Origin of the sequence: Mesorhizobium mediterraneum, assembly GCF_002284565.1 — a bacterium.
GTDB classification, from domain to species: Bacteria; Pseudomonadota; Alphaproteobacteria; order Rhizobiales; family Rhizobiaceae; genus Mesorhizobium; species Mesorhizobium mediterraneum.
Genome location: NZ_NPKI01000015.1, coordinates 200,053 through 226,699, shown reverse-complemented (window position 1 = coordinate 226,699; position 26,647 = coordinate 200,053). Strand labels below are relative to the sequence as shown.

At 64.0% G+C, this 26,647-nt stretch carries 25 protein-coding genes; 15 read left to right on the top strand and 10 right to left on the bottom strand.

Annotation, left to right across the window (positions count from 1 at the left end; all coding sequences use genetic code 11):
• Nucleotides 1-8: 8 nt before the first annotated feature.
• The 6 genes from tsaE to CIT25_RS10415 all read left to right on the top strand — a co-directional run bounded on the left by tsaE (nt 9) and on the right by CIT25_RS10415 (nt 9,725).
• Nucleotides 9-1,520: a tRNA (adenosine(37)-N6)-threonylcarbamoyltransferase complex ATPase subunit type 1 TsaE gene (gene tsaE, locus CIT25_RS10440; protein ID WP_095484469.1), complete on the top strand. Its 1,512-nt coding sequence runs from the start codon at nt 9-11 to the stop codon at nt 1,518-1,520.
• Nucleotides 1,521-1,540: 20 nt separating this feature from the next.
• Nucleotides 1,541-2,287 carry a nucleotidyltransferase family protein gene (locus tag CIT25_RS10435; protein WP_095484468.1) on the top strand — a complete coding sequence of 249 codons (747 nt, stop codon included), beginning with the start codon at nt 1,541-1,543 and terminating at the stop codon, nt 2,285-2,287.
• The gene (addB, locus tag CIT25_RS10430) at nt 2,284-5,403 is read left to right on the top strand and encodes a double-strand break repair protein AddB (protein WP_095484467.1); all 3,120 of its coding nucleotides are present in this window, start codon (nt 2,284-2,286) and stop codon (nt 5,401-5,403) included. Before CIT25_RS10435 ends, addB begins: the two co-directional genes overlap by 4 nt.
• Complete coding sequence (gene addA, locus CIT25_RS10425; protein WP_095484466.1) at nt 5,400-8,912, top strand: double-strand break repair helicase AddA; 3,513 nt, start codon at nt 5,400-5,402, stop codon at nt 8,910-8,912. Before addB ends, addA begins: the two co-directional genes overlap by 4 nt.
• Nucleotides 8,913-8,986: 74 nt before the next feature.
• Nucleotides 8,987-9,310 carry a thioredoxin gene (gene trxA / locus CIT25_RS10420; protein ID WP_027152031.1) on the top strand — a complete coding sequence of 108 codons (324 nt, stop codon included), beginning with the start codon at nt 8,987-8,989 and terminating at the stop codon, nt 9,308-9,310.
• A 133-nt stretch (nt 9,311-9,443) separates the two neighbouring features.
• Nucleotides 9,444-9,725, top strand: coding sequence for a cupin domain-containing protein (locus CIT25_RS10415; protein WP_095484465.1), 282 nt, complete (start codon nt 9,444-9,446; stop codon nt 9,723-9,725).
• A 38-nt stretch (nt 9,726-9,763) separates the two neighbouring features.
• Here CIT25_RS10415 and CIT25_RS10410 read toward each other — a convergent pair whose 3' ends face one another.
• From CIT25_RS10410 to CIT25_RS10385, 6 genes are all read right to left on the bottom strand, one after another.
• Nucleotides 9,764-10,183, bottom strand: a complete 420-nt coding sequence (locus tag CIT25_RS10410) for a VOC family protein (protein ID WP_095484464.1) — start codon at nt 10,181-10,183, stop codon at nt 9,764-9,766.
• A 59-nt stretch (nt 10,184-10,242) separates the two neighbouring features.
• The gene (locus CIT25_RS10405) at nt 10,243-11,568 is read right to left on the bottom strand and encodes a bifunctional folylpolyglutamate synthase/dihydrofolate synthase (RefSeq protein WP_095484463.1); all 1,326 of its coding nucleotides are present in this window, start codon (nt 11,566-11,568) and stop codon (nt 10,243-10,245) included.
• 62 nt (nt 11,569-11,630) lie between these two features.
• The gene (accD, locus tag CIT25_RS10400) at nt 11,631-12,557 is read right to left on the bottom strand and encodes an acetyl-CoA carboxylase, carboxyltransferase subunit beta (protein ID WP_095484462.1); all 927 of its coding nucleotides are present in this window, start codon (nt 12,555-12,557) and stop codon (nt 11,631-11,633) included.
• 36 nt (nt 12,558-12,593) lie between these two features.
• On the bottom strand, nt 12,594-13,433 hold the full coding sequence (gene trpA, locus CIT25_RS10395; RefSeq protein ID WP_095484461.1) for a tryptophan synthase subunit alpha: 840 nt from the start codon (nt 13,431-13,433) through the stop codon (nt 12,594-12,596).
• A gap of 2 nt (nt 13,434-13,435) precedes the next feature.
• Entirely contained in the window at nt 13,436-14,686 is a 1,251-nt protein-coding gene (gene trpB / locus CIT25_RS10390; protein ID WP_095484460.1) for a tryptophan synthase subunit beta, read from the bottom strand.
• 81 nt (nt 14,687-14,767) lie between these two features.
• Nucleotides 14,768-15,427: a phosphoribosylanthranilate isomerase gene (locus CIT25_RS10385; RefSeq protein ID WP_095484459.1), complete on the bottom strand. Its 660-nt coding sequence runs from the start codon at nt 15,425-15,427 to the stop codon at nt 14,768-14,770.
• A gap of 109 nt (nt 15,428-15,536) precedes the next feature.
• Between CIT25_RS10385 and CIT25_RS10380 the strand changes: the two genes are divergently transcribed.
• The gene (locus CIT25_RS10380) at nt 15,537-15,755 is read left to right on the top strand and encodes a hypothetical protein (RefSeq protein WP_095484458.1); all 219 of its coding nucleotides are present in this window, start codon (nt 15,537-15,539) and stop codon (nt 15,753-15,755) included.
• 9 nt (nt 15,756-15,764) lie between these two features.
• Here CIT25_RS10380 and CIT25_RS10375 read toward each other — a convergent pair whose 3' ends face one another.
• The 4 genes from CIT25_RS10375 to CIT25_RS10360 all read right to left on the bottom strand — a co-directional run bounded on the left by CIT25_RS10375 (nt 15,765) and on the right by CIT25_RS10360 (nt 19,140).
• Complete coding sequence (locus tag CIT25_RS10375; RefSeq protein WP_095484457.1) at nt 15,765-16,523, bottom strand: M48 family metallopeptidase; 759 nt, start codon at nt 16,521-16,523, stop codon at nt 15,765-15,767.
• Nucleotides 16,524-16,622: 99 nt separating this feature from the next.
• On the bottom strand, nt 16,623-17,111 hold the full coding sequence (locus CIT25_RS10370; RefSeq protein ID WP_095484456.1) for a DUF2852 domain-containing protein: 489 nt from the start codon (nt 17,109-17,111) through the stop codon (nt 16,623-16,625).
• Nucleotides 17,112-17,228: 117 nt separating this feature from the next.
• Nucleotides 17,229-18,371: a benzoate/H(+) symporter BenE family transporter gene (locus tag CIT25_RS10365; protein ID WP_095484455.1), complete on the bottom strand. Its 1,143-nt coding sequence runs from the start codon at nt 18,369-18,371 to the stop codon at nt 17,229-17,231.
• A 4-nt stretch (nt 18,372-18,375) separates the two neighbouring features.
• On the bottom strand, nt 18,376-19,140 hold the full coding sequence (locus CIT25_RS10360; protein WP_095484454.1) for an alpha/beta hydrolase: 765 nt from the start codon (nt 19,138-19,140) through the stop codon (nt 18,376-18,378).
• Between the two features lie 211 nt (nt 19,141-19,351).
• Here CIT25_RS10360 and infC point away from each other — a divergent pair, with 211 nt between their 5' ends.
• The 8 genes from infC to pheT all read left to right on the top strand — a co-directional run bounded on the left by infC (nt 19,352) and on the right by pheT (nt 26,327).
• Complete coding sequence (gene infC, locus CIT25_RS10355) at nt 19,352-19,888, top strand: translation initiation factor IF-3 (protein WP_095484453.1); 537 nt, start codon at nt 19,352-19,354, stop codon at nt 19,886-19,888.
• A 151-nt stretch (nt 19,889-20,039) separates the two neighbouring features.
• Nucleotides 20,040-20,684, top strand: coding sequence for a methyltransferase family protein (locus tag CIT25_RS10350; RefSeq protein WP_095484452.1), 645 nt, complete (start codon nt 20,040-20,042; stop codon nt 20,682-20,684).
• Between the two features lie 146 nt (nt 20,685-20,830).
• Nucleotides 20,831-21,487 carry a methyltransferase family protein gene (locus CIT25_RS10345; RefSeq protein ID WP_095484451.1) on the top strand — a complete coding sequence of 219 codons (657 nt, stop codon included), beginning with the start codon at nt 20,831-20,833 and terminating at the stop codon, nt 21,485-21,487.
• Between the two features lie 176 nt (nt 21,488-21,663).
• Entirely contained in the window at nt 21,664-21,867 is a 204-nt protein-coding gene (gene rpmI / locus CIT25_RS10340; protein ID WP_006201248.1) for a 50S ribosomal protein L35, read from the top strand.
• A 38-nt stretch (nt 21,868-21,905) separates the two neighbouring features.
• On the top strand, nt 21,906-22,307 hold the full coding sequence (rplT, locus tag CIT25_RS10335) for a 50S ribosomal protein L20 (RefSeq protein ID WP_006201247.1): 402 nt from the start codon (nt 21,906-21,908) through the stop codon (nt 22,305-22,307).
• 95 nt (nt 22,308-22,402) lie between these two features.
• The gene (gene pheS, locus CIT25_RS10330) at nt 22,403-23,488 is read left to right on the top strand and encodes a phenylalanine--tRNA ligase subunit alpha (RefSeq protein WP_095484450.1); all 1,086 of its coding nucleotides are present in this window, start codon (nt 22,403-22,405) and stop codon (nt 23,486-23,488) included.
• Complete coding sequence (locus CIT25_RS10325) at nt 23,485-23,922, top strand: GFA family protein (RefSeq protein ID WP_095484449.1); 438 nt, start codon at nt 23,485-23,487, stop codon at nt 23,920-23,922. Before pheS ends, CIT25_RS10325 begins: the two co-directional genes overlap by 4 nt.
• Entirely contained in the window at nt 23,919-26,327 is a 2,409-nt protein-coding gene (pheT, locus tag CIT25_RS10320; protein ID WP_095484448.1) for a phenylalanine--tRNA ligase subunit beta, read from the top strand. Before CIT25_RS10325 ends, pheT begins: the two co-directional genes overlap by 4 nt.
• The last annotated feature ends 320 nt before the right edge of the window (nt 26,328-26,647 follow it).

Here is a 26,647-nt window from a genome sequence, read left to right as displayed (position 1 = left end):
CGCGCTCGATGGCAGGCGTGGTGCTGGAGCGTTTTCTCGCCGACGAGGCTGCGACCGCAAGGCTGGGCGAGGATCTGGCCATGTCGCTGCGCCCCGGCGACGTGCTGGCGCTCAAAGGCGACCTTGGCGCCGGCAAGTCGAGTTTGGCGCGGGCGCTGATCAGGGCCATGACCGACGATTCCGGTCTCGATGTGCCGAGCCCGACCTTCACGCTCGTCCAGAGCTATGAGGCGCGCGTTCCCATCCATCATTTCGACCTCTATCGCCTGTCCTCGGCGTCCGAGCTGGACGAACTGGGTTTCGACGAGGCGCTGGCGCAAGGCGCTGCCCTGGTGGAATGGCCGGAACGGGCAGGGTCCTATTTGCCAAAGACTTCGGTCCAGATCGAGCTGCTCCATCAGGGCGACGGCCGCCTGGCGAGACTGTCGGGACAAGGCGCTGCCTTCGAGCGCGCGGCGCGATCGCTGGCGATGCGCGATTTTCTGGAAAGAGCTGGCTGGGGCAAAGCGCAGCGACGATATTTTATCGGCGACGCATCGGCCCGCTCCTATGAGATCGTCTCGCTGGCCGGCCTGCCGCGGCGCGTGTTGATGAATTCACCAAGGCTGGTGCACGGGCCGCCGGTCCGCGACGGCAAGCCCTATGCGGTGATCGCCCACACCGCGCAATCCGTCTCGGCCTTCGTCGCCATCGACCGGGCGCTGCGGGCCGGCGGCGTCAGCGCCCCGGAGATCCATGCGCAAGACCTGGACCAAGGCTTTCTTCTCTTGGAGCATCTCGGCTCGGAGGGATTTCTCGGCCAGCATGGTCAGCCGGTGGCGGAGCGGTACGCAGCGGCGGCCAAACTGCTTGCCATGATGCATGGCAAATCATGGCCCGATCGAATGGAGGCCGCGCCCGGCGTCTTTCACGACGTGCCGCCTTTCGACCGCGACGCCATGATGATCGAAGCCGAATTGCTGGTCGATTGGTATGTGCCGGCGATATCAGGCGGCCCGGCAAGCGATGCCTTGCGCGCCGGCTATAACAGGGAATGGAATGCGGTCCTCGACCGGCTGGAGGGGCGCGAATACACGCTCATGCTGCGCGACTTCCATTCGCCCAACATCATCTGGCGCGGCGAGCGCACCGGTCACGATCGCCTCGGCATCGTCGATGTTCAGGACGCGCTGATTGGCCCGTCCGCCTACGACCTCGCCTCGCTTGCCATGGATGCGCGCGTCACGCTTTCGCCCGAGATCGAGAAGCGGACGCTCAACGCCTATATCAATGCGCGCCATAAGGCTGGCGCTTTCAACGAAGACGAATTCGTCGAGACCTATGCGATCATGGCGGCGCAGCGCAATTCGAAGATACTCGGCATTTTTGTTCGGCTCGAAAAGCGCGACGGCAAGCCCTATTATCTAAAACATCTGCCGCGCATTCGCGACTATCTCAGGCGAGCGCTGGCGCATCCCCGGCTGGCCAGCTTGCGGGATTTCTATACCGCCCACGGCCTGCTAGAGGAGCGGTCGCTGTGACGACACACCTCAAAACCGCAATGGTGCTTGCCGCCGGGCTGGGAAAGCGCATGCGGCCAATCACCGACACGATGCCGAAGCCGCTGGTCAAGATATCAGGCAAGACATTGCTCGACTGGAGCCTGGACAGCCTGGCGCAGGCCGGCGTCGACAAGGCGATGGTCAACGTCCATTATTTCCCCGAACAGATCGTCGCCCATGTCGCCGCGCGCCGCGCCCCGAAAGTCGTCATTTCCGATGAAAGCGAAAGACTGCTCGATTCCGCCGGCGGTATCGTCCATGCTTTGCCGGAACTGGGAGGGGCTCCCTTTTACATCGTCAACGCCGACACCTTCTGGATCGACAGCGGCGTGCCCAACCTTGCCCGCCTCGCCCTTGCATGGGACGCGGCGAAAATGGATATTCTGCTGATGCTCGCGGATCTCCAGTCAGCAACCGGACACAGCGGCGGCACGGACTTCCTGATGGCGCCGGACGGCGCCTTGCGGCGTTCGAAAGGCGACCCGACAGGCCTGATCTATGCCGGGGCGGCGATCGTCCATCCCAGGCTTTTCGCGGATGCGCCGGCCGGTCCGCATTCGCTCAACGCCTATTTCGATGCGGCCATTGCTGCCGGCCGCCTGTTCGGCACGGTGATGCACGGCCATTGGATCACCGTCGGCACGCCAGACGCCATTCCGCTTGCGGAAGCCGCCGTCGCCGCTGCTCTCGCTGAGTCACCCAGTGCTTTTACCGAGTTGACCAGCGCCTTCACTGAGTTGAAATGAGCGGCTCCCGCCGCGTTTTCTCGATCCCGCCCGGAGCGCCGTTTCTGCCGACGCTGGCCGAGGCCCTGCTGTCGGGGCGGCTTGTTCCCGGTTTCCGCTTCGACGGCGACCCGCTGGCGCTGGCCGACGCCACCATCTACGTGCCGACGCGCCGCGCCGCGCGGGCGCTGCGCGGCGTCTTCGTCGACCGTCTGGGTGGCCGCTCGGCGATCCTGCCGGTCATCCGTCCGCTTGGCGAGTTCGACGAGGACGAAGCTGCATTCGAGGCCGACGCATCGGCGGCGATCGATCTCGCGCCGCCGATCGCGGCGATCGAGCGGCTGCTGCTGCTGGCACCGCTGGTGCGCGCCTGGAAGCGCCGCTTGCCTGCCCATGTCGCGGCACTTTTCGATGAGGAGATCGTTGTGCCGGCCTCCGCCGCCGACGCCATCTGGCTGGCGCGCGACCTGGCCCGGCTGATGGACGAGATCGAGACCGAAGGCACAGACTGGACCAGGCTCGCCGATCTGGTCACCGGCAACCTTGCCGGCTGGTGGCAAGTGACACTCGACTTCCTGAGCATCGTCACCGAAAACTGGCCGGATCTCCTCGAGGAACGCAACCGCTCCAACCCCGCCGCGCATCGCAATGCGCTGATAAGGCTGGAAGCGGCGCGGCTGAAGCGCAATCCGCCCACTGGGCCGGTGATCGCAGCCGGCTCCACCGGGTCGATTCCGGCCACCGCCGAATTGCTTGCGGTGATCGCCGGCCTGCCCAGCGGCGCCGTCGTGCTGCCCGGCCTCGATTTGATGCTGGATGAGCCGTCATTCCAGGCAATCGCGGCGCCCGGGGCGCGCCCGGCCTTGCTTGGCCATCCGCAATACGGCCTGGCAAAACTGGTCGGCAAGATCGGCGTGCTGCGCGGCGATGTCGAGGAAATCGCCGTTGCCGAAAGGCCGCTCGCGCTGCGCGCCGCACTTGTCGGCGAGGCGCTGCGGCCGGCCGAAACCACTGAGCTATGGGCGCAGACGCGCGCTGGCTTTGCCGCCGCGGACATCACTGATGCCTTCGCCGACGTGACGCTTCTCGAAGCCGCCGGCGAACGCGACGAAGCGGTGGCGATCGCCGTCGCGCTCAAACGTGCCGTCGAGCAGCCCGGCCAGCGTGCGGCGCTCGTCACCGGCGACCGCGCCCTGGCGCGGCGCGTCTCGGTCGAGCTGTTGCGGTTTGGGGTCGTGGCCGACGATTCGGGCGGCACGCCGCTCATCAACACGCCAGCCGCCAGTCTGCTCAGGCTGGCGCTTCAGGCCGCGTTCCGGCCCGGCGATCCGGTCGCCCTGCTGTCGCTGCTCAAGCACCCGCTGCTTGGCCTCGGCCTGGAACGCACAAGCGTCCGTCATGCGGCGGAGATCATCGAACTGGTGGCGCTGCGTGGCGGCACCGGCCGCCCCGACATTGCATCGTTGCCGGAGCTCTTCGACATACGTCTCACCGGCCTGGGCGATGCCCGCCCGCCCTTCTGGTTTTCCCGCCTGACCGTGCGCAACATCGAGGGCGCCCGCAAATTGCTCATCCGCCTAGCCGCGGCGCTGGCGCCGCTGATCGCCTTTCGCAATCAAGCCGAGGCCGATCTTGCCGAATTGACCCGGGCCAGCGTCGTCACGCTCGAAGGTCTCGGCCGCACCGCGGATGGCAGCCTGAGCGAACTCTATGCGGGCGATGCCGGTGAGAAGCTCGCCGAGCTCTTGCGCGGGCTGGTCGCCGCCTCGGCGTCGTTCTCCTTCGCGGCGGACGAATCGCCCGATGTGATGGAGGCGCTGATCGCGCCCGAAACCGTCAAGCCGGCACAAGGCACCGACAGGAACATCGCCATCTGGGGCGCGTTGGAAGCCCGGTTGCAGAGCGTCGACACGCTGGTCGTCGGCGGGCTCAATGAAGGCGTGTGGCCGCGCAAGCCGGAGAGCGACCGCTTCATGTCGCGGCTGATGAAGACCGGCATCGATCTCGACCCGCCCGAACGGCGCATCGGCCTGGCCGCCCATGATTTCCAGATGGCGATGGGGGCGAAGAAAGTGGTGCTGGCGCGCTCCGCCCGCTCGGGCGACGCGCCGGCGGTGCCGTCGCGCTGGCTGCAGCGCCTCCTGACCTTCATCGGCAAGGACCATGCGGCAGTGCTGCGCCGGCGTGGTGATGAATTCCTTTCCTGGGCACGTGCGCTCGATGCCGGCGAAAGGAGAGATTTCGCGCCGCGACCGCAGCCGCAGCCGCCGCTGGCTGAGCGGCCGCAGCATTTCTCGGTCACCGAGATCGAGACGCTGCGCCGCGACCCTTACGCGATCTATGCCAGGAGGATCCTGCGCCTGATGCCGCTCGACCCGGTCATCCGCGACCCGGGTGCTGCCGAGCGCGGCACGCTGTTTCACGCCATCCTGCATCTTTTCTCGGCGAAGGTGGCCGATCCGCTTGTGCCGGAGGCGCTTGACGGTCTCATCGTCGCCGGCCGCCAATGCTTTGCCGAAGCGGCCCTTCCTAACGATGTCGAGGCGGTATGGTGGCCGCGCTTCGAAAAGCTTGCGGCCGGGATCATCGAATGGGAGCGCGGCCGCGCCCTTGCCGTGACAATGCGGCACGCCGAGGAGCGCGCCGAGAAAACCGGCGTTGGCCGGTCCGGCGTGACGCTGTCCGGCTACGCTGATCGCGTCGACCTGCTGGCCGGCGGCATGGCCGACATTCTCGACTACAAGACCGGCTCCTCGCCGTCCAAGGCGCAGGCGCACACGCTGCTGTCGCCACAATTGGCGCTGGAAGGGGCATTGCTGAGGCGCGGGGCCTTCAAGGGGCTTGGCGCGCGCGAGCCGTCGCAACTGGCCTTCGTCAGGCTGAAGCCGAACGGCGAGGTATTCGAGGAATCCATCCTCGAATACAACCGCAAGCCGCGAACCGCCGCCGATCTCGCCGAGGAGGCCTGGGCGCGGTTGGAAAAACTGCTGATCCATTACGCCGACCCGACGACCGGCTATTTGTCGCGGGCGCTGCCATTTCGCGAGGGCGAGACCGATGGCGACTACGACCATCTCGCCCGCGTTCTCGAATGGTCCGCCGGCGGCGACGCCGACGACGAAGGAGGGGAGGCATGAAGAAGGCCTATCCCATCCCGACCGATACCGCCGCCAGCCAGGCAAGCGCCTCCGACCCGAAAAATTCCGCCTGGGTGTCGGCCAATGCCGGATCGGGCAAGACCCATGTGCTGGCCCAGCGCGTCATCAGGCTCTTGCTGCGTGGCACCGATCCATCGAAGATCCTGTGCCTGACCTACACCCGTGCCGCCGCCACCAACATGTCGAACCGGGTGTTTTCGACGTTGTCGGAATGGACTGCGCTTGCCGACGTCGATCTGGCGGCGAGGGTAGAGGCGCTGGACGGTCGCCAGCCCGATCGCGAAACCATGCGCCGCGCGCGCCGGCTGTTCGCCGAGGCGCTGGAGACGCCGGGCGGGCTGAAGATCCAGACCATCCACGCCTTCTGCGAATCGGTGCTGCACCAGTTCCCGCTGGAAGCCAACATTCCGGCCCATTTCGAAATGCTCGATCCGCAGATGGAGGCGTCGCTCTTCGCCGCCGCCCGTCGTGACATGATCTCGGGCACGGCCGCCGGCGATGCGGGACTGGCAGAGGCATTCGCCACCATTCTGGAGCGCGGCGGCGAACATGGGCTCGACGCATTGCTGGCCGAGATCGTGCGCAAGCGCGACGGCTTGCGCGCCTTCATCAGCGCGGCCGGTGGCGATGGCTTCCGGGCGCTGTTCGACGAGTTCAGGTTTCGCGCCGGCCAGACCGCCGAAGGCCTGGCGGCCTCCGTCTGGCCGCTGCCGGGCTTCCTGCCGGACTATTTCATCACCTTTGCCCGCGCTGCCGAAGCCGCCGATGCCCGCATCGTGCTGAACATTCTTCTGCCCTATGCGCGTCTTGCCTTCGCCGAGGATGATCCGGTTCGCCGGCTGCATCTGCTGGCAAAAGCTTTCCTGCGAGCGGATGGCGAGCCTTATGAGCCGGCAAAGACATTCAAGAAGGCGTTGCTCGACCGGCTGCCCGATCTTGCCGAGCGCTATCTCTCAGCTGCCGATGCGATCCTCGAAATCTCCGATCGATTGGCCTTGTTCAGGATGCTGGAGGGCACACGTGCCGCGCTGACCATCGCCGACTGGCTCATCGCCCGCTACGAGCACTTGAAGCGCGCCCGCGGCTTTCTGGACTTCAACGACCTCATCACCCGAACGGTTAATCTTCTGGCGCGGCCCGACGCCGGCCCTTGGGTGCAATACAAGCTCGACCAGGGCATCGACCACATCCTGCTCGACGAGGCGCAGGACACAAGCCCCGACCAATGGGAGGTGGTTAAGCGGCTGGCGGAGGAATTCTTTGCCGGGCTCGGCGCGCGCGACAATGTTCATCGCACGGTCTTTGCCGTCGGCGACGAAAAGCAGTCGATCTATTCCTTTCAAGGAGCGGCGCCCGACTCCTTTGCCGACTCAAGGATCCTGTTTGCCGGAAGGGTGCGCGACGCCAACGCCGCCTTCGCCGATCTCAAGCTGACCTGGTCGTTCCGCTCGACCGACGACGTGCTTGCGGCGGTGGACCGTGTCTTTGCCGACCCGATCGTGCGGCGCGGCATCAGCCACGATCCCGACCCGCTCGACCACAAGGCGATCCGCACCGATGCGCCGGGTTATGTCGAGGTCTGGCCGTCGATCGGCGCCGATGTCGTCGACGAACCCGACGACTGGACGCAAGCCGTCGACCACGCCCATGCGCCGGCGGTGCGTGTTGCCGAGAACGTGGCGGCGACCATTGCTGGCTGGATCGGCACCGGCGAGATCATCGAAGGCCGTGGCAAGAAGCTTCGCCCCGGCGACGTGCTGGTGCTGGTGCGCAAGCGCGATCGCTTTGTCCATGCGCTGACGCGTGCGCTGAAGCGCCGCGACATCCCGGTCGCCGGCGCCGACCGGCTCAGCCTGCCCGGCCATATCGCGGTGAAGGACCTGATCGCGCTCGGCCACTTTCTCATCCAGCCCGAGGATGATCTGTCGCTTGCGGCAGTGCTGCGCAGCCCGATTTTCGATGTTTCGGAAGAGATGCTTTTCGCGCTGGCGGGCGAGCGGCCGTCTGGTCTCTCGCTGATCGCTTCGCTCAGGCAGCAAGCCGGCGAAAGCGCTGCCTTGGCCGCAATCGTTGCCCAACTCGACACATGGTCTGATGAAGCCGCATTCAAGCCGGTGTTCGAATTCTATGCCGGGGCTCTCGCCCGCGACGGCCTGCGCAAGAAGATGATCGCGCGGCTCGGGCCGGAGGCCGGCGACATCCTCGACGAGTTTCTAAGCTTTTGCCTGGCCGGGGAACGGACCGGCCTGCCGGGACTGGAATCCTTCCTGTCGACGCTGGAAAATGCCGGCCCCGAGATCAAGCGCGAAATGGACCAGACCCGCGACGAGGTTCGCGTCATGACCGTGCATGCCGCCAAGGGCCTGGAGGCGCCTGTCGTGTTCCTGGTCGATGGCGGCTCGGCGCCGTTCAGCGACCAGCATCTGCCGCGACTGATGCCGTTCGATGGCTCGGGCGAGCACTGGGGTGGCAAGGGCTATCTCTGGCGCTCGGCCAGCGATGTCGCCAATGGATTCTCGCGGGCCGCTTCGGTTCGCGCTCGCGAGCTGTCCGACGACGAATACCGTCGGCTGCTCTATGTCGGCATGACCCGCGCCGAGGACCGGCTGATCGTCTGCGGCTACCATGGCAAGCGGGCACCGAACGCCGGTACCTGGCATTCGATCGTCAGCCGCGCGCTGGTCGGCGCCCCCGAAAGCGATGAGCGACTGCACCCCGCCACCGGCGAGACCGTGCATCGGTTTCACGTGACAAAATTGCCGCCGGTCGCACAGGCGGCGGCCGAAGAGGCGCGGCAGACGCAACAGTTCGAGCCGTTGCCGAAGACCCTGTTCCAGCCCTTGCCGCCTTTCGAGGATCTGCCGCGACCGCTGTCGCCCTCCGGCGCCTCGGCCCTGATCGATGAGGCCAAGGAAGCCGTAATCGACACCGGCTCGCCGGTGCTGGACACCGAGGCGGAACCTGGCTTTGCCGTGATGCGAGGGCTGGCGCTGCACAAATTGTTGCAGATGCTGCCCGGCATTGCCGAGGCCGAACGCCGGGATGCCGCGGAACGCTATCTCAAGCGCGTTGGCGCGCAATGGCCTGAAGGCGAGCGCGACAAGGCCTTGACCTCGGTGGCGGCGATCCTTGCCGACAGCCGCTTCGATCAGTTGTTTGCATCATCGTCGCGCGCCGAAGTCGCGGTCATGGGCAGCCTGGAGGTCAAGGGCAAGCTGCGTTCCATCTCCGGCAAGATCGACCGGCTGGCGGTCACATCAGGCAAGGTGTCGATCGTCGATTACAAGACCAACCGGCCGGCGCCAGCAGCGCTGGCGGACGTTCCACCGGCCTATGTCCTGCAGCTCGCGCTCTACCGCGCGCTGCTCCAGCCGCTTTACCCCCGGCATGAGGTCTCGGCGGCTCTGCTGTTCACTGAAGTGCCGCGGCTGATCGAGCTGCCGCCGGCGGTCATGGACGACGCTCTTGCCCGACTCACGGGAGCGTGACACAACAGCTGCTTGAAGAAGGGCACGATCACCACCACATTTGGTGCGACAATAACTCTCGAAAGGATTTTCGCATGGCCACCGTCAAGGTCGACAAGAGCAACTTCCAGACCGATGTGCTTGACGCCAAGGAGCCGGTCGTGGTCGATTTCTGGGCGGAATGGTGTGGCCCGTGCAAGATGATCGCGCCGGCGCTGGAAGACATCGCCATCGAACTCGGCAGCAAGGTGAAGATCGCCAAGCTCAACATCGACGAGAATCCGGAGCTGGCCGCGCAGTTCGGCGTGCGCTCTATCCCGACGCTGATGATCTTCAAGGGCGGCGAAATGGCCGACATGAAGGTTGGCGCCGCGCCGAAGACGGCGCTGTCGCACTGGATCAACGGCAATCTCGCCTGATCCGACCGAAAATTTCGCAGACGAGCCCGGCCCCCGTGCCGGGCTTTTCTTTTACTGGCGTCATGCGCTGGTCCGCCCTGGCACTCGCCGCCCGCCGCCGCATGTTCTTCTTTACGTCAAACAGGAGAACGACATGACCGGATCCGCCAAGGCCACCGTCTTCATCGACAATGAGCGCGTCATCGTCACCGAATACCGCTTCGCGCCGGGTGACAACACCGGCTGGCACCGTCATGGCCACGACTATGTCATCGTGCCGCTGATGGACGGCAAGCTGAAGCTCTTGACCAAGGACGGCGAATCCTTCGCCGAAATGAAGAAGGGCGCGCCCTATTTCCGCAAGGAAGGCGTCGAGCACGACGTCATCAGCGCCAATGAGCGCGAATACGCCTTCATCGAGATTGAGCTGAAGTAGTCCCCACCGAGGCCGTCTCCGCCATAGGCGTGAGGCGATCACCAATCCGCGATACGATCGCCTCCGACGAACTGCGCACTTTTCTCAGTGTATTCAAACAGTTCTATCTTCACGTTGTTAGGGTCGCGAATCCACGCCTGGTAGGTATCATCGCATGCGTGTTTCTTTGACGTGACTTCAACGCCTTTCGCTCTTACGTGGGCGATCGCGGCGTCAAGGTTTTCCACTTCAAGGCAGAAGTGGTTGATCTGGTTCAAGTCGCTATAGCTGGCCCTGTCTTTCTGGAACACCTCGACGTGGCTGCGGCTGCCGCAATTAAGGTAGAAACCGAAAATCTTGCCGTCGCGCAGGAAGTTGAACTGGGTGTCCATGCCGAGGACGTCCCGATAGAAGCTTCGCGTCACTTCGAGATCATCTGCGAAGATGCAAACGTGAGCGAGCTGCTTTACGTTGATCATGGCTGACTCCTCGTGGTGATTTGACGAAGTCCGTCATCATGGCCTGGTGAACCAGAGCCTCAAACCGGCGGCGTGCCGTTTTCGGCCAGCACCGCGCCGGCCAGATAGAGCGAACCGCTGATCAGGATGCGCGGCGGCGGTCCGTCCCAGGTATCGCGCAGCAGCATCAGCGCATTGGCGACAGAACTCACCGGTTCGGCCGACAGGCCGGCCTCGACGGCGCGGACCGCCAGTTCGTCATTCGGCACGCTGGCCTCGCTGAGGCTCACCGGCACCGTGTAGACATGCCGCACCAAGCCCTTGAAGGCGCTGAAATAACCGCTCTGGTCCTTGGTGTTGATCATGCCGGAAATCAGGAACAGCGGCCGCGGGTTCTTTTCCTCCTGCTCGGCCAGCGCCTCGGCGACGACCACGCCGGCGCCCGGATTATGGCCGCCGTCGAGCCAGATGTCGGCGCCCTTCGGCGCCAGTTCCGTCAGCCTGCCTTGCGGCAATTTCTGCATCCGCCCCGGCCAGGCGACATTGGCCATCGCCTTGTCGGCGACGCGATGGCTGATCTCGAAGCCCGCTGCCTTGACCGCCGCAATTGCCGCCGCCGCATTGGCGAACTGGTGGCGACCCGGCAGGCGCGGTGGCGACAGGTCCATCAATCCGTCTTCGTCCTGATAAACCATGCGGCCGTTTTCCTCGAAGGCGAGGAAATCCTGGCCATAGACGAAGGCGGGACAGTCGAGCCGCTCGGCGGTTTCGATAAGCACCTGAAGCGCCGTCTCGCTTTCCTGCGCACCGATGACCACCGGGCAACCGCGCTTGATGATGCCGGCCTTTTCGGCGGCGATCAGTTCGACACGGTCGCCGAGAAAGGATTCGTGATCGAGCGAGACCGGCATGATCACCGACACTGCCGGCTCGGTGATGACATTGGTGGCGTCGAAGCGGCCGCCGAGGCCGACCTCGATGATGACGGCATCCGCCGGATGTTCGGAAAACAGCAGGAAGGTGACCGCGGTGAGGATTTCGAAGACGGTGATCTTCTGGCCTTCATTGGCCTTGGCGACCCGGGCGATGGCGTCGGCAAAGATTTTGTCCCCGACCAGCCTGCCGCCGCCGTCGGCGGCCAGCCGGTAGCGCTCATGCCAGTTCACCAAATGAGGCGATGTGTGGACATGGACGCGGTGGCCGGACGCTTCGAGCAGCGCCCGCGAAAACGCGGCGCAGGAGCCCTTGCCGTTGGTGCCGGCGATGTGGATGACCGGCGGCAGATGGTCCTGCGGATTGCCCAGCCGCTCCAGCAGCCGCGAAATGCGGTCGAGCGAAAGATCGAAGCCCTTCGGATGAAGCGACATCAGGCTTTCGATTTCGCGGTCGGCGGCAAGCGTGGTCATGGGAGAATCCTAGGCGCGCCACAGATGGCGCGCAATCGCGGTTCGCGACGAAGGATGTCGCGTCAGGCTTGCGGGCGTGCTTCCGCCGGGATCGCTACTGGCGGCAGGATTTCCGGTTCCAGCGGCTTTTGCTCTTCCGGCAGCTTGAGCAGCATCTTCAGGAGCCGCGCGATCGTCTGGCGCATCTCCAGCCTCGACACCACCATGTCGACCATGCCGTGCTCCATCAGATACTCGGAGCGCTGGAAGCCGTCGGGCAGCTTTTCCCTGATGGTCTGCTCGATGACGCGCGGCCCGGCAAAGCCGATCAGCGCGCCGGGCTCGGCGATGTGCACGTCGCCGAGCATGGCATAGGAGGCGGTGACACCGCCGGTGGTCGGGTTGGTCAGAACGACGATATAGGGAAGACCGGCTTCTTTCAGCCGATCGACGCCGATCGTGGTCCTCGGCAATTGCATCAGCGACAGGATGCCTTCCTGCATGCGGGCGCCGCCGGAGGCCGCGAACAGGATCAGCGGCCGCTTGCGTTGCAAGGCGACCTCGAAGCCACGAACAATGGCGTCGCCGGCGGCCATGCCGAGCGAGCCGCCCATGAAGGCGAAGTCCTGCACGGTCACCACCACCGGCAGGCCTTCGACGGTGCCCAGCGCATTGATGATCGCGTCCTCCAGGCCGGTCTTGGCCTTGGCGTCCTTCAGCCGGTCGGTGTAGCGCTTCTCGTCGCGGAACTTCAGCGGGTCCTGCACGACCTTGGGGTTTTCGAGCGTCTCGTACTTGCCGTCGTCGAAGAAGAATTTCAGCCGCTCCTTGGCCGAGATCTTCATGTGGTGGCCGGAGGACGGGATGACGAACTGGTTCTGCTCCAGATCCTTGTGGAAGACCATCTCGCCGGTCTCCGGATCCTTGATCCAGAGATTCTCGGGCATATCGGTGCGCCGGCCGAGCATCGAATTGATCTTCGGGCGAACGTAGTTGGTGATCCAGTTCATCGCTTCGGCTCCTGTCCTGACGAAGACGTAGGAAGACTATTCGGCGGCAGCAAGGCGAGCCGCGCGCACGCCTTGCGAAAGCCCGCTGACCAGCGTGGCGACCGCCTCGGCCGGGTCGGCGGTTTTTTCGCCCTTCGGCCCCAGAACATTGGCGACCGCATTGACGATCGCGGTGCCGACGACGACGCCATCGGCATTGGCGCCGATCACGCGCGCCTGCTCGGCGGTCTTGACGCCGAAGCCGACGCAGACCGGCAGGTCGGTATGGCCCTTGATGCGCGTGACCGCTGCCGCCACCTTGCCGGTGTCGGCAAGTGCTGAGCCGGTGATGCCGGTCATCGACACGTAGTAGACGAAGCCGGAGGTGTTCTGCAGCACCTTGGGCAGGCGCTTGTCGTCGGTGGTCGGCGTCGCCAGCCGGATGAAATTGATGCCGGCCTTCAGTGCCGGAATGCACAGCTCCTCATCCATTTCCGGCGGCAGGTCGACGACGATCAGCCCATCGATGCCGCTGGCCAGCGCGTCGCTCAGGAAGCGGTCGACGCCGTGGATGTAGATCGGATTGTAGTAGCCCATCAAAACGATCGGCGTTTCATTGTCTCCGGCGCGGAATTCCGACGCCATCTTCAGCGTCTTGACCAGCGTCTGGCCGCCTTTTAGCGCGCGCAGGCCGGCCGCCTGGATTGCCGGGCCGTCGGCCATCGGATCGGAAAACGGCATGCCAAGCTCGATGATGTCACTGCCGGCGCCGGGCAGCGCTTTCATGATCGACAGGGAGGTGTCGTAGTCCGGGTCGCCGCCCATGAAATAGGTGACGAGCGCCGGGCGGCCTTCGGCCTTCAGCTTGGCCATGCGGCGGTCGATGCGGGTGGTCATGATCAGATCTCCATGCCCAGCATATTGGCCACCGTATGCACGTCCTTGTCGCCGCGGCCGGACAGGTTGACGATGACGATCTGGTCCTTGTCCATGGCGGGCACGATCTTCACCGCATGCGCGATGGCATGCGCGGATTCGAGCGCCGGAATGATGCCTTCGACGCGCGTCGTCAGCTGGAACGCCTCCAGCGCCTCATCGTCGAGAACAGGCACATAGTCGACGCGGCCTGAGTCGCGCAGCCAGGAATGCTCCGGCCCGACGCCCGGATAATCGAGGCCGGCCGAGATCGAATGCCCGTCCATGATCTGCCCGTCGGCGTTCTGCAGGAGATAGGTGCGGTTGCCGTGCAGCACGCCGGGCGCGCCGGCGCTCATCGAGGCGCAATGCTCGATGCCGTCGAGGCCGCGGCCGCCGGCCTCGATGCCGATGATGCGAACCTCTTTGTCGTCGAGGAAGGGATGGAACAGGCCGATGGCGTTCGAGCCGCCGCCGACGCAGGCGATAATGGTGTCCGGCAGCCGGCCTTCCTGCTCGAGGATCTGCGCGCGCGCCTCGGTGCCGATCACCGACTGGAAGTCGCGCACCAGCTCCGGATAGGGGTGCGGGCCGGCGGCGGTGCCGATCAGGTAATAGGTGTCCTCGACATTGGTCACCCAGTCGCGCAGGGCCTCGTTCATGGCGTCCTTGAGCGTGCCGTGGCCTGCTGTCACCGGCCGCACCTCGGCGCCGAGCAGCTTCATCCGGAAGACGTTCGGGCTTTGCCGGGCGACGTCGGTTGCGCCCATATAGACGACGCAAGGAAACCCGAAACGCGCCGCCACCGTGGCCGACGCCACGCCGTGCTGGCCGGCGCCGGTCTCGGCGATGATGCGCTTCTTGCCCATGCGCTTGGCCAGCAGGATCTGGCCAAGGCAGTTGTTGATCTTGTGCGAGCCGGTGTGGTTCAAATCCTCGCGCTTGAAATAGACTTTCGCACCGCCGCCGAGGCCCTTCGCCGCGGAAACCTCACGAAGATGCCTGGTCAGGCCTTCGGCGAAATAAAGCTTCGACGGCCGGCCGGCATAGTGGGTCGAAAGGTCAGTCAGCTCAGCCTTGAAATCCGGATCGTCCTTGACCTCGTTCCAGTGCCGTTCCAGGTCGAGGATCAGCGGCATCAGCGTTTCGGCAACGAAACGACCGCCGAAGATGCCGAACATACCCTGTTCGTCGGGTCCGGTGCGGAAGGAATTGGGTATCGTCGGCTTGTTCATCGCCGATCTCCTACTTCTTGTTTGGAGCATGTCCTTGTCGACCGGTTTCCACGTTTCCGGGACATGCTCCGGGTTCTATCCTCAGGCGGCGCGGTTGTCGCGTGCTGCCCTGACGGCCCGGAAAAACTGTTCGATCAGCGCCGGATCCTTGACGCCCGGCGCGCTTTCCACGCCCGAGGAAATGTCTAATCCGGACGGGTTGGCAAGCCGAAGAGCATCGCCGATATTGGCGGCGTTGATCCCACCGGAAAGCATGTAATCGACGCCTGCGTCAAGGCCGGCCAGAATGCGCCAGTCGAAGGCAACGCCGTTGCCGCCCGGCAGTTCCGAACCCTTAGGCGGCTTGGCGTCGAACAGGAAGCGGTCGGCAACGCCGATGAAGGGTTTTATCCGCTTCAGATCGACAGCCTCGCTGACCGACAGCGCCTTCATCACCGGCAGGCCATAGCGCGCCTTCAACTCGACCACCCGCTCGGGCGTTTCCGAACCATGCAGCTGCAGCATGTCCGGGCGCATTTTCCCGACGATTTCATTCAAAAACGCGTCGCTGGCGTCGACCGTCACGGCAACCGCCTTGGCCTTGCCGATTGCCGCTTCGCGCAAGCGGCCGGCTTCCGCCGGCTCGACATAGCGCGGGCTTTTGGCAAAGAGAATAAAGCCGACATGGCTGGCGCCGCCGGCCAATGCCGCGGCCAATGCCTTGTCGGTCTTCAGTCCGCATATCTTGATGTCGAGCGCCATGGCGCGGGATTGGCACGAAACGGCAAAAGAGTCGAGAAAAAGCGCATGTTTGCCACCAGCGCGGAACGCGCTACCTTACTTCAGACAGTACAGGCGGGAGTAAACAAGCATGGCAGACCAAACCGTCGCCCAACTCAGGCAAAAGATCGCCCAGGCCCACGAGGTCATCGCTCATCTGATGGACAAGGCCGCCTTCAACGGCGCCGAGGCACATCGCGCGCTGGCCTATTTCAGCAACGATGCCTTCGAGAAGAATTTCTTGCCATGGCCGCGCCATACCGACGAAGGCTTACGTCCCGAAGAGCTGAACGCCGCCAACGACGATTGATCGGGCGATCTACTCGAACATGATCGCTTGCAGCGCGCCGCCATTGCGCTTGAGCCAATCCTTGCAGCGCTCGGTGTCGGGGCAAAGCTGCTCGCACAATTTCCAGAATTTCGGGCCGTGGTTCATCTCCTTGAGATGCGCCACCTCATGCGCGACGAGATAGTTTATAACAGGCGATGGCGCCATCATGATGCGCCAGGAGAAGGACAAATTGCCGTCGGAGGTGCACGATCCCCAGCGGCTCGACGTGTCCTTGAAGCGGATCGCCTTGGCGCGCTTGCCGACCGCGCCGGTATGCTTGACCACCAGCGCCTCGATCTCGCGCTTGGCTTCGCGCTTGAGGAAATCGGCGATGCGGCGCGGCAGGTGCACGCGATCGCCGTGCACGATCATCAGCGGACCGCGCTCGTCGCGCGACAGCGTGACGGTCCCGCGTTTCGAAGGCTCATGAACGATGCGATGCGGCACGCCGCGCACCGGTACCTTGATGCCGGGCCGCACCTGCGGCCGGTTGGGCACCTTGGCCAGCCGCTGCTCCAGCCAGTCCTGATGGCGGTCCAGGAATTTTTCGACTTCGCCACGGCGCAAGCCCGGCGGCACGGTGATGCGCAAGCCACGGCCGCCGGAATCGATGCGCAGCGTCAGGCGCCGCGCCCGGTCGCTCTCGACGATCTTGAGCGGCAGCGTGCGGCCGGCAACACAATGCTCTCGCTCCACGACGGGGGCGGGCCTGGGTTTGGTCAGGTTGCGGAAGAAGCCGAATGACATGGGGCGACGATACGTGATTCGAGGAAAACGAATAGAACATAAAAGAAACGGCGCCGCTGACGCGACGCCGTTTTTTGATTATTTATCGGGGCAAGTGCCTTACTCGTCCAGTAGGCCTGGCGTGGATTTGCCACCGCGTTTGCCGGTCCCCGTCGAGCCGGTTGATCCACCGGTTGTAGGCGACGTCGACTTGTTGCGGTTCGCCATGAAGCGGTCGAACTCTTCCTGGTCCTTGGCGCGACGCAGTTCCCTGGCATATTCGTCGAACTCGCTCAGCATCTCGTCGAGCTTGCGGCGCTCTTCATTGAGCCGCTCGAGTTCCTTTTCGCGCCAGTCGTCGAAAGCGACGTTGCCGGTGCGGGCGGAGCCGTGGCCCCAGCGCGCCGCTTTGTCGGAACTGCGGCGGCAGCCGGCGAAGATGCCGTCGGTGGCGCGGTTGACGTCGCGCTTGAAGCCTTCAAGCCGGTCGCCCCAGATGATGTAGGCGAGCATGGCGAGGCCGAGCGGCCAGAACACCATGAAGCCGATCACCATCAGTGCGATGGTTGCCGGCGTCCAGGCCGGACGGATCAATGCAGATGTGTTCATTTTCTCCCAATCCTTCAGTTGGAGACAGCCAAACCCGGCTGCGTGGAATCGAAATGGGAAGGGAAAAACGGCGATTCAAGACAGTGTCAGCCAAAACCGGACAAGCAGCTGAAATGATTATCGCTTTTTGAGAGTTTCAAGGAAAAGGATGACCAGGCCCGCAATCAGGCCCCAGAACGCCGCGCCGACGCCGAACAGCGTCAGCCCCGAGGCGGTGACGGCAAAAGTGACGGTGGCGGCCATGCGCTCGCCGTCTTCCTTCAAGGCGATCGACAGCGCGTTGGCGAGCGGTGCCATCAGCGCCAGCCCGGCAACCAGCACGATCAGGCTCTGCGGCAGCACGGCGAAGATCGCCACTAGCGAGGCGCCGAAAATCGCGAAGACGAGATAGGCAAGCGCGTAGAAGGGACCAGTCTTCCAGCGCTCGCCCGGATCAGGATGCACGTCGGGGCCGGTGCAGATCGCCGCTGAGATCGCCGCCAGATTGGTGGTCGAGGCCCCGAATGGCGCCGACAGCAGCGAAAGCAGGCCGGTGACGCCGATCAGCGGGCCGGGGTCTGGGTGGTAGCCCGCGGCCCTCAGCACGGCGAGGCCGGACAGGTTCTGCGAGGCCATGGTGACCAGATAAAGCGGCAGCGCCAGGCCGATGATCGCCGTGACGGTGAACTGCGGCGCAATCAGCGTCAAAGTCGAAAGCTCCGGCGTCGGCAGGCCACCGACCCGGCCGGTGAGGAAGGCGGCAGCGCCGCCGCCGATCAGCACCGCCAGCACCGAGAGCGCCGGATTGAACAGGCGGATGACGAAGAAGGCGGCGATCAGCGGCAGGATCAGCCACGGGTCGGCGGGAATGGCCTTCACCGCGTTGATGGCGAAGGTGACGACGATGCCGGCAAGCATTCCCGACGCGACCGAGGCCGGTATCCTGGCGATCAGCTTGGTCAAAGGCCTGAACAGGCCCGTGGCGATCAGCAAAATCCCGGTGACGATGAAGGCGCCGACAGCCTCGCCGATTGAAAAGCCGCTCGATGCCGCGATCAGCGCCACCCCCGGCGTCGACCATGCGGCGATGACCGGCATCCTGGTGCGCCATGACAACCACAGGCTCTCGATCGCCATGGCGAGGCAGATCGCCGTCACCCAGCTCGCGGTTTCGACCTGCGTCGCGCCGACCGCCTTGGCAGCGGCGATGACGATGGCCAGCGTGCCGCCGAAGCCGACGATCGCCGCGACGAAGGCGGATACCGGAATGGAAATACGCATGTCTCTACCCCGCCTGCCGCAGCATGGCGTCGACCGCCCGCACCAGCATGTCGAGGTCCTGCGGCCGCGACAGGCGGTGATCGCCGTCGGGGATCAGCGACAGCGTGACGTCGTCGGCCGGCAGCAGGCCGACCAGTTTCAGCGCATGGCTCGACGGCACGTCGGCATCGGCCAGCCCTTGCAATATGTGGACGGGGCAATGGGTGTCGATCGGGCCGGTCATTGTCAGGTTGTTGCGGCCGTCCTCGATCAGCGCTCGGGTGTAGACGTAAGGCTCGGCCGAATAGTTCGACGGCTCCTCGAAAAAACCCTTTTTGGCAAGGTCTCGCTTCTGCGCTTTGGTCAGCGCCGGCTCGACCAGCTCGGCGGTGAAATCCGGCGCCGGAGCCAGAAGCACCAGGCCGGCGATGCGGTTCTCGCCTGCCTTGTGCAATTCCTGAACCATGCGCAGCGCGATCCATGCGCCCATCGACGAGCCGACCAGGATTTGCCTGCCTTGCGTGAAATGGCGAAAGACAGCGAGGCTCTGCGAAAGCCATTTCGAGATGGTGCCGTCGGCAAAGGCGCCACCCGATTCGCCATGGCCGGAATAATCATGGCGCAGGAAAGCACGACCTTGCCCGCTCGCCCATTCCGACAGCTTCTCGGCCTTGGTGCCCAGCATGTCCGACTTGTAGCCGCCGAGCCAGACAATGCCTGGTGCAGCACCCGCAGCGCGCCTGACAGCGATGCTGGTTCCGTCGACGTCGAGAAAAATCGGTGCGGTCATGGCTAACTCCTCAGGCAGGTCTTTTGGCACGGCTGGCGGTTCAACGAAAAGCGCTCGGCAAGTTTCTTCGTTTGGTGCAGGCTGCGGTCAGGGAACAGGTGATTTCCTGTGAACGCTGTGCTATTGACTCCGGCCGCGCGCTCACCACATTGGCGCGTTCACAAATCTGAACTGAAAATCCTGAACGAAACGGCTCAAGGAGACCACGACCATTCGCAGACCTTTCAAAGCAACGGCGCCCACCAAGGAGGGCCCGCGCTCCAACCGTGACATCCGGGTCCCCCGGGTCCAGCTTATCGACGCCGAAGGCCAGAACCACGGCGATGTCTCCATCAACGACGCATTGCTGCTCGCCGAAGAGGCTGGGCTCGATCTGGTCGAGATATCGCCCAACGCGGTGCCGCCCGTCGTAAAAATCCTCGATCTCGGCAAGCTGAAATACGCCAACCAGAAGAAGGCGGCCGAGGCGCGCAAGAACCAGAAGGTCATCGAGATCAAGGAGATCAAGATGCGCCCGAACATCGACAGCCATGATTACGAGACCAAGATGAAAGCGGTCCGGCGGTTTTTCGAGGAAGGTGACAAGGTCAAGCTGACATTGCGCTTTCGCGGCCGCGAGATGGCGCATATGGAACTCGGCATGCAGCTTCTGAACAAGGTTCGCGAGGAAGTGGCGCCCATCGCCAAGGTCGAAGCGGAACCGAAGCTCGAAGGCCGCCAGATGATGATGGTGCTGGCGCCCCGCTAAAAGCGATCCCGTCAAAGCAAAGGCCGCTTCGGCGGCCTTTTGTTTTTGTTTTTGTCTTCGCCATGATTTCTCCGCAAGTTGCCCATGATTTCTCCGCAAGTTGCATCGACAAGGAACCTGGTTGCCGGTCCTCGCGGCAAAGGATTGTTCCATGGCCGCTGCGGCACGTTCTCCGATCGAAAAGTCGTTCGACGAAATGGGCCGCTATCAGCGGCGCCGGCGCCTTCTGCTGGCGCTGCTGATCGGTGTTTTTTGCGCTTTGCTGATCTTCGGCGGCTCCGCGCACGATGAGCTAGCCCACGAACGCATAGAGGGGCAGTACGGGATCGCCCTGATACTGATCGGGATCGGCGGCCGGCTCTGGTCGATCCTCTATATCGGCAACCGCAAGTCGGCCGAAGTGGTTGCTACCGGTCCATATTCGGTGATGCGCAACCCGCTGTATTTTTTCTCTACCATAGCGGCCGCCGGCATCGGCGCCCAGACCGGCAGCGTGATCGTCTCGGTGGCGTCGGCGGTTTTGTGCGCGGCCGCGTTCTACATCGTCACGCTGCGCGAGGAACGGCATTTGACCACCGTGCTCGGGGCGCCGTACAAGGACTACATCGCACGGGTGCCGCGGTTTTTTCCCAATCCCTTGCTTTTTCGCGATCAGGCCGAGGTCACCTTCACACCGCGCGTCTTCAATCACACGCTGCGCGATGGCTTGATGTTCCTGGCTTCCATACCGTTTTTCGAACTCATCGAGTCCGGACAGGAAAGCGGTGTAATTCCCGTCCTGTTCTGGCTGTATTGAGCTACGGATGGGCAGGCAAAGAGGCGACATGCATTAAATCCGCCTGAATTATCCCGCAAAGGCGTCCCGGCGATCGGCGGGGCGCCTGTTTTCTTAGCCAGACGCTGCGATCGCCGGCAAAGTTCCTCGACGATCGGATTCCCAACATGCTCAATGAAGTTAAATCGGCGCAGGCCGAACAAGTGCAGGCCAGGCGTGCGCTGGGCAGCTACCAGCACGCGCGCAGGATGGTGCTTGCCGTGCTCGTGCTCGTCATGTTCGTGGCGCTGCTGTTCGGCCAATCTGCCTTTCCTCCCGAAAGCGTGCCGCACGAAACGATCGAAATGGTCGGCATCCTGCTGATCTTTCTCGGCATTGTCGGGCGCTTGTGGTCGACGCTCTATATCGGCGGACGCAAATCCTCCGAGGTGGTCACCGGCGGACCCTATTCGATTACCCGCAATCCGCTCTATGTCTTCTCCTCGATGGCTGCCGCCGGCGTCGGCGCGCAGATGGGCTCGATCACCGCGACGGTAGGCTTCGCGGTGATTTGCGCCGCCGCCTTTCATGTCGTCATCCTGCGCGAGGAGAAGTTCCTGAAGGAAGCCCTCGGCACTCCATTCCAGGCCTATGTGGCGCGGGTGCCGCGCTTCTTCCCGAAGCTTTCGCTGTATCAGGAAGGCGACACCGGCAGCTTCAAGCCGCGCCTGCTGCGCACGACGCTGCTGGACGGATTGGTGTTCCTCGTTGCCTTGCCGTTTTTCGAGTTGATCGACGGCGCCCAACAGTCGGGCATACTGCCGGTGCTGTTCCGTTTCCCATGAGCGCTGGTGTTGCTGAGCACTGGGTGTTGCGCGCCGGCCCGCTTTGACGTATAGGACCGCCGTTCCCAAAAACCGCCCGGCAGGGCATGCCGTGGCGGTTTCATTTGCTTTTCGGGCTTTGGTCGGCCTGAAGCGAACAAAAAGCGCGATGATGCGCATATAAACGGAGTAGCAAAATGCCCAAGATGAAGACCAAGTCAGCCGCCAAGAAGCGGTTCAAGATCACAGGTACGGGTAAAGTCCTGTCGGCTGCGGCCGGCAAGCGTCACGGCATGATCAAGCGTTCCAACAAGTTCATTCGAAATGCCCGCGGCACGATGGTTCTGGCTGAACCGGATGGCAAGAAGGTCATCAAGAATTTTCTGCCGAACGGCCTCTAAGGCATTCGGTCTGGACAGCGTTTTAAGGAGATCATGACATGGCACGCGTAAAAAGAGGCGTCACCTCGCACGCCAAGCACAAGAAGGTCCTGAAAGCCGCCAAGGGTTTCTACGGCCGTCGCAAGAACACCATCCGCATCGCCAAGCAGGCGGTGGAAAAGTCGCTGCAGTATGCCTACCGCGACCGCAAGAACCGCAAGCGTTCGTTCCGCGCTCTGTGGATCCAGCGCATCAATGCCGCGACCCACGAGCATGGCCTGACCTATGGCCGCTTCATCGACGGCCTCAACAAGGCCGGCATCGAGATCGACCGCAAGATCCTGTCGGATATGGCCATCCACGAGCCGCAGGCATTTGCCGCACTTGTGGCTAAGGCGAAGGTCGCGCTCGAATACCTCAAGAACACCACGCCGAACGCTTTTGAAAGCGCTGTCGCCTAAGCCAGCGCTTCCCAAGCATTCGCAATTCTGATTTTGGGGAACCCGCGCTGGCACGGCTGGCGCGGGTTTTCTTTGCTTCCAATCGAGTCTGAAACATGAGTGACATGGAAACTCTCGAAAATTCCCTGATGACCGACATTGCGTCGGCCGCCGACGAGCAGGCGATCGAAGCCGTGCGTGTTTCAGCGCTCGGCAAGAAGGGCTCGGTCTCAGAAATGCTGAAGACGCTCGGCTCGATGAGCGCAGAAGAGCGCCAGATAAAAGGCCCGGCTATCAACGGCCTCAAGAACCGCGTCACCGAGGCGCTTACAGCGCGCCGCGCCGAGCTGAAGGACGTGGCGATCGCAGCCAGGCTCGCGGCGGAAAAGGTCGATGTGACGCTACCGGTGCGGCAATCGCCGGCCGAGCGCGGTCGTATCCATCCGATCAGCCAGGTCAGCGACGAGATCGCCGCGATCTTCGGCGATCTCGGCTTTGCCATCGCAGAAGGTCCCGATATCGAGACCGATTATTACAATTTCACCGCGCTGAATTTCCCGGAAGGCCATCCGGCGCGCGAGATGCACGACACCTTCTTCTTCCAGTCGGACGAGAAGGGCGAGCGCAAGCTGTTGCGCACCCACACCTCGCCGGTGCAGATCCGCACCATGGAGGCGCAGAAGCCGCCGATCCGCATCGTCATTCCCGGAAAAACCTACCGGCAGGATTCCGATGCCACCCACTCGCCGATGTTCCATCAGGTCGAGGGTCTGGTGATCGACAAGACAGCCAATGTCGCCAACATGAAATGGGTGCTGGAGGAGTTCTGTAAGGCCTTCTTCGAGGTGCCACAGGTCAAGATGCGCTTCCGGCCGTCCTTCTTCCCGTTCACCGAACCCAGCATGGAGGTCGACATCCAGTGCGACCGTTCGCGGCCGGGCGAGGTGCGCTTCGGTGAAGGCTCCGACTGGATGGAGATCCTCGGTTGCGGCATGGTTCACCCCAATGTGCTGAGATATGGCGGGCTCGATCCCGACGAGTATCAGGGCTTTGCCTGGGGCATGGGCATCGACCGCATCGCCATGCTGAAATACGGCATGCCGGACCTGCGCGCCTTCTTCGACGCCGATGTGCGCTGGCTGTCGCATTACGGCTTCCGGCCGCTCGACATGCCGACGCTATTCGCAGGCTTGAGCGCATGACAGCGGCCCACACCGGCGGCTGCCGCTGCGGCGCCGTGCGGTTCGAGGCTTCGGCCGAACCGCACCATGTCAGCTATTGCCATTGCGGCGATTGCCGGCGGGCCAGTGGCGCGCCGGTGTCGGCCTTCGTCGGGTTCCTGACTGAGCAGGTCGCCTTTACGGGCAAGGCGCTGAAGATGTTCGAGAACGGGTCGGTGACGCGCTCCTTTTGCGGTGTCTGCGGCTCGCCGATCGCCTATGTCGACGAGCGGCTGGCCGACCACATCTATTTTATGCTCGGCGCCATGGACATGCCGGCCTATTTCAAGCCGATGCACCACGCCCATGTACGCGAGCAGCTTCCCTTCGTGCACATGCCGGACGACTTGCCGCGCCATCTGAAGACCAGCGTGCCCAGGCCTGACGGGCAAAGACCAGACGGAACACAGTCATGAAATTCACTCTCTCCTGGCTCAAGGACCACCTCGAGACCGACGCCTCGCTGGCCGAAATCGTCGAGCGGCTGACCTCGATCGGCCTCGAAGTCGAGCATGTCGACGACAAGGCGAGCCTGAAACCCTTCGTCATCGCCAAGGTGCTGACGGCGGTGCAGCATCCCGACGCCGACCGGCTGCGCGTGCTGACCGTCGACACCGGCGACGGCAGGCCGCCGGTGCAGGTTGTCTGTGGAGCGCCGAACGCCCGCGCGGGCCTGATCGGCGCCTTTGCAGCGCCTGGCACCTATGTTCCCGGCATCGACGTGACGCTGACGGTCGGCAAGATCCGTGGCGTCGAAAGCCACGGCATGATGTGCTCCGAGCGCGAGCTCGAGCTTTCTGACGAGCATGGCGGCATCATCGACCTGCCCGAAGATGCGCCGGTCGGCACCAGCTTCGCCGCCTATGCCCATCTCGACGATCCGCTGATCGAGATCAATTTGACGCCGAACCGGCCGGATGCGACCAGCGTCTATGGCATCGCCCGCGATCTGGCGGCGAGCGGGCTCGGCCAACTTAAGAGCGCGCCGGTCGAGGCGATCCCCGGCAAGGGCGAGACGCCGGTCAAGGTGACGATCGAAGCGCCGGAGCTGTGCCCCGGTTTTGCGCTGCGCCTGGTGCGCGGCGTGAAGAACGGCCCGTCGCCGAAATGGCTGCAGCAAAGGCTGATCGCCATTGGTCTGCGGCCGATCAGCGCGCTGGTCGACATCACCAATTATGTCACCTTCGACCGCGGCCGGCCCTTGCATGTGTTCGACGCGAACAAGGTCGCCGGCAACCTGGTCGTGCGCCGAGCGCGCGACGGCGAAAAGGTGCTGGCGCTCGACGGCCGCGAATACACGCTGACGCCTGATATGTGCGTGATAGCAGACCAGGACGGCGTCGAGTCGATCGCCGGCATAATGGGCGGCGAGCATTCCGGCTGCGACGAGAACACCACTGACGTGCTGATCGAATCGGCACTTTGGGACCCGATCACCACCGCCCGCACCGGCAGGACGCTCGGCATCATCAGCGACGCGCGCTACCGCTTCGAGCGCGGCGTCGACCCTGAATTCATGGTGCCCGGCGTGGAGCTGGCGACCAGACTGGTGCTGGATTTCTTGGGCGGCACGCCGACCGAAACCGAAGTCGTCGGCTATGCCGGCCATGTCGAGAAGATCGTTTCCTTCCCGCTGTCGGAAGTGAAGCGGCTGACCGGCATCGAGGTGCCGAGGGACGAGAGCCTCGGCATCCTGAACCGCCTCGGCTTCAAGCCGGAAGGCGCGGGCGATGTCGTCAATGTGGCGGTCCCGTCCTGGCGGCCGGATGTCGACGGCAAGGCCGACCTGGTCGAAGAGGTCATGCGCATCCATGGCGTCGACAATATCGCGCCGCAGCCGCTCGGCGCCCATGATGCCGTCAACGCCAAGATCCTGACCGTGCTGCAGATCCGCACCCGGGCGGCCAAGCGGGCGCTGGCGGTGCGCGGCATGATGGAGGCCGTCACCTGGTCGTTCATTCCGGCAAAACATGCCGAACTGTTCGGTGGCGGCCAGACCGCGCTGAAGCTCGCCAATCCGATCGCCGCCGACATGTCGGACATGCGGCCGTCGCTGCTGCCGGGCCTGATCGCCGCCGCCCAGCGCAATGCCGACAAGGGCATCGGCGATGTCGCGCTGTTCGAAGTGTCGGGCACCTATGAAGGGGACGGCGCCGACCAGCAGCGACGCGTCGCTGCCGGTGTGCGGCGCGGCACGGCCAAGCTCGACGGCTCCGGCCGCAATTGGGCCGGCAATTCGGGTCCGGTCGGTGTGTTCGACGCCAAGGCCGACGCGATCGCCGCGCTCGAAGCCTGCGGCGCGCCGGTCGAGCGGCTGCAGATCGAGGCCGGCGGGCCGGCCTGGTATCATCCCGGCCGTTCCGGCACGATCAGGCTCGGGCCTAAAGTCATTTTGGGGACATTCGGCGAATTCCATCCGAAGACGCTGGAGGGGCTGGATGTCTCCGGCCCGCTTTGCGGCTTCGAGGTTTTCGTCGACGCCGTGCCCGAGCCGAAGGCTAAGCCGACGCGGACAAAGCCGAAGCTGGAACTGTCCGCCTTCCAGGCGGTCAAGCGCGATTTCGCCTTTGTCGTCGACAAAGCGGTCCAAGCCGCCACGCTGACCCGCGCCGCCCTTGCCGCCGACAAGAAGCTGATCACCAATGTCTCGGTCTTCGACGTGTTCGAAGGGGCGTCGCTGGGTGCTGCCAAGAAATCGATCGCCATCGAGGTGTCGATCCAGCCGGTGGAGAAGACGCTGACCGACGAGGATTTCGAGGCGCTGGCCAAGCGCATCGTCGAGAATGTGCACAAGCAGACCGGTGGCGTGCTCAGAGCGTGACGGCTTGCGGGAACCTGGCGATCACTGTTGTGCCGTGATGAGCCTAGTATTCTCCGCAGACATTGGCGGGACAGCGCCCCCCTCTGTCCTGCCGGACATCTCCCCCACAAGGGGGGAGATCGGATCTCCTCCGCTTTCGCCGACTACCAACGCAGGAAGCTGAGCGGGACGGCGAAGCTGCCAATCTCCCCCCAAGTGGGGGAGATGTCCGGCAGGACAGAGGGGGGCGCTGTCCCGCCAACGTCTCGCAATCTTCTGCACCGCCGTATTCGAAAAAAGGGACGCCGCAGCGCCCCTCTCGGTTGTCTCTGACGTCGATG